A 3,657-nucleotide genomic window follows, 5' to 3' on the forward strand; every position below is an offset into this window, starting at 1 on the left:
AGCTCCCTGCGTCTCAAATGTAAAGATAGCACTAAATTGGCCTAAATAATCACTCATAGTCATAGTGATAGTTTGAGTAATACCAAAATCTATGGCTATTGCTTCACTTGCATGAAATCCATCACCTTTAACACTTACTATACTCCCTACTGTCCCAGAGGTGGGTGAGACTAAGGTAATCCTTGCCTGCATCACAAAATATGCCTCTGCCTCATCGCCAGAGTTAAGTCCTTTAGCATGAACGGTCAAAGTCCCACATCCTGGCTGTAAATCTACTGTAAATGTGGCAGTAAAAGTCCCATTTCCATCAGTTTGTGCCGTAGCAATTGTCTTAGTTATCCCAAAATCTATGGCTACTTCTTCATTTTGCCCAAATCTATCACCTATTACAGTGACAATTGTACCTACCGAACCAAGGTTAGGTTCTATAAATATACTCGTCGTAGGCTCAAAGATATTAAAATAAGTATAAGCACTTAATTCTGAACTTACTCCAACCGCTTTAATAGTCGTCAGCCCTGTTGGTTGGGAATCAATAGTAAAGGCAACAGAAAAAGACCCTCTTGCATTAGTCAAAGAGGTAGTAATAGTCTTTGTCAGCCCAAAATCTATCCTGATTACCTCTGTCTGTCCAAATCCCACTCCTGTAACTTTAACTATTGTGCCAATTGTCCCTGAAGATGGACTGATAGTTATCTTTTGTTGAGTTAGCGACTTCAATGCTATCCCGGTATCATAAACCATATCATTCCAGGAACCATTTGGCTTCTGATTAGGACGAATATAAGTTAATGCCTCTTTTAAATCTTGTGAGGTTCTTAATTCTGGTTGTCCTAAAAATGCTAATGCTACAATTGAGGTCTCATAGATAGTGCTTCCATCCTTTCCAAAACCACCATCTTGATTTTGTTCTCCTTTTAACCAGTTAGTTCCCTTATAAATAGATGTTTTTATTGTATTTATATCAGTTGGATGAGTAAATATCCCTGCGTCTAATAATTGAACTAAAGAAAGGATGACTTGTGAGGTACAATATATACTTCCTGAGGTTTCAAATGGGCTAAATCGCCAATAGGCATAATTACCTTGAGCATATAATAAAAATTTAAGTATATCTACATAAACTTGAATTCCACTATAATTAGACGCTAATAATGCCATTAGAACAAGGCACGTATCCAATGGACTACCTAAATCATCCTTCTGATACCCAAAATTTTTATAATGACCATTTTTATACGAGACTAAAATATCTGTTAAAGTACCTACCTCTATACCTGCTGAATTCAAAGCTACTATTTTCCGTGCTAAATAATCACAAACATCGAGTTCAGTTGCCTCGATATAATCTATTGCCCGCAAAAGATTGGTCTTAGTCCCTTCTAAATCAAGCAAAGTTTGCGTAATTACACAGGTATCTCTCAACCCGGTAGTATCAGGATTGCCCCACGAATAATCGGTATTCTGGTGGTCATATAACCACTTAACACCATCATTTATCTCAGCATAGCAAAAACTGGAAATAAGGACTACACTTAGCATTAAAAACAATCGTGTCTTGAACATCTTTCACCACCTTCTCCTGAAAATAGTCTTTTCACGCAAAGGACGCAAAGGTAATTTTTTCCCTTATTTCCCTTTGCGTTCTTTGCGTGCTTGGCGTGAAACTTCCTTTCCTCTGAAAAATCCGAACTTGGGATAACCGTAAGAATAGAACACGGATGACACGGATTAGACGGATGAGCACGGATTTTTTATTTTTTAGTAATCGGACTGAGCGGATTAATCGGATTTCTTTTCTGTTTTTTTATCTGCTCAATCGGCTAAATCCACTTACTACTTATTTTCATTCTCCTTTGTGCCCTCTCCCTGCTTTCGTGGTCTGCCTCTACTTAAATACTAATTTCCCAAATGTCTCTGGCTTGTTCCATTTTAGGTCAGATGAGGCAAGTAATGTATCTTGTTCTGGTTTTGCTTTGTTGTCTGTATCGCTTATGACCAGACTAAATCCTATTGCCTTATTTTTTTGACCGTCTATTCCTAAATTAGCCAGTGGTATTTTTGCCTCAAGATTATAGCCTGTTTTTGTCTTTATGCTGGCTATTTTTATACCTCTAAGCATATCTTGCTTTTGTTGGTTTGATAATTTTGGTAGCCAAACTAATATTTCTGGGACTATTTTCTCAAAATCTCCAGGAGATAGACCAAATTGATATATTCCTTTTGGTGTTTCAAACCAAAGCTCAAGATGGTCGCCTTTGAGAATATTATCTCCTGTAAATGGCTGGACAAAATTATCATCTTTTACCGCAATGGCTAAATATAGGTTTTTATCATCTCCTTGCACCATAGCCAGAGCAGATAAATCTTCTTCTCCTTGCCAATTAGATAGTTTATAGATAACATCTTCCTTTTTATTCATAGATATTTTCTTAACATCTCCCCATCCCTTTTCACTTAAAATGCTATCAATAACTATATTCCCCTTCACTTTTGTTACCTCAAAAACCTCTCCATCCCTCCTTTTTCCCATCTTCCCGATTATCCCTTTCTTAGGTGCAGACTGAAGTTCTGGTGGTAGAGTTAAGATAAAAATCCCTGCCGCGGATTTCGGCCTTTCATAAGGTCCTGTAATATCCTTCACACCCACAAAGATAATCTCTTTACCATTTGGTGACCAATCTGGACAGTTACCTCCTAAACCAGTTGGTAAGACTAATTCAGTTGGATTACTACCATCAACATTGATAATTATTATTGAACTATTATAATTCTCGTAATGCTTCCCTACTTTAGTATAGGCAATCTTAGAGGAGTCTGGCGACCAGGAAGGAGCATATTCTCTCTCTGCCTTTCCATCTGTAGTGACTCGAACTGGATTGGTACCATCAGAATTAATGAGCCAAAGATTATCTTTGTTAATTAAAGCAATTTTTTTACCATCTGGAGACCAGTCTCCTTTGGTTCCTCCTATAGCACTTGGAATTCTTATTTCGCTCCAGTCCTCTACATTAATACAATAAATATGATCACTAACATATACTAATATTTTCTTTCCATCAGGAGACCACTTAGGAGATAACCGACGAAACTCTTCTTTAAAAGTAGTCAATTGTTTCTTATTTGACCCATCTACATCCATCTTCCAAATTTGAGGAATACGATCCTCCTCTTTCCTTAAGCTAAACACAATTTGTGTCCCATCTGGTGAAAAATCTGGCTCTCGTCCATCCCCGTCCGCAGGAGTATCTGTCTCATAGGGGTAAGTTAGGCAAGTTCCACTCCCTGTAATTAAATCTTCAAAAACTATCACTCCGTAAAGATAATTTAGGAGTATAGTATAAAGTATCTTTGTTCCATCAGGGGAATAGGTAACATAAGTAGGACTTGAAAATTCACACTCGATTGGTAGAACTTCCTTAATATCTTTGGCTGGAATTATTACCTTTTTAGGGGTAAATGCATAAGTATAACTACTCACAATGATAATCACTAAACTTAACAAACTTCCTGTTATTTTGTTAACCATCTTTATCATCCTCCTTAAACTCCTGAATTATGGATATTACTTATGGGTCTAATATCCCTAACCACTCAGTTACATGATTATAATAAGCTTGAGGTATTTCAAGTTCTTCAAATAGATCAAAAAGTGCC

2 protein-coding genes are annotated in these 3,657 nt (G+C 37.0%); both read right to left on the bottom strand.

Annotated elements, in window-relative coordinates; translation table 11 throughout:
• The coding region (locus tag AB1414_17500; GenBank protein MEW6609211.1) for a hypothetical protein at positions 1-1,566 on the bottom strand (1,566 nt) is incomplete at its 3' end.
• A gap of 322 nt (positions 1,567-1,888) precedes the next feature.
• Complete coding sequence (locus AB1414_17505; protein MEW6609212.1) at positions 1,889-3,529, bottom strand: sugar-binding protein; 1,641 nt, start codon at positions 3,527-3,529, stop codon at positions 1,889-1,891.
• Positions 3,530-3,657 lie beyond the last annotated feature (128 nt).

It is taken from the genome of bacterium (assembly GCA_040755795.1).
Lineage (GTDB): Bacteria > UBA9089 > CG2-30-40-21 > CG2-30-40-21 > SBAY01 > JBFLXS01.

Bases quoted from the DNA above. Each gene is read 5' to 3' on its own strand.
- AB1414_17505 (MEW6609212.1), bottom strand. From the start codon at position 3,529: ATGGTTAACAAAATAACAGGAAGTTTGTTAAGTTTAGTGATTATCATT.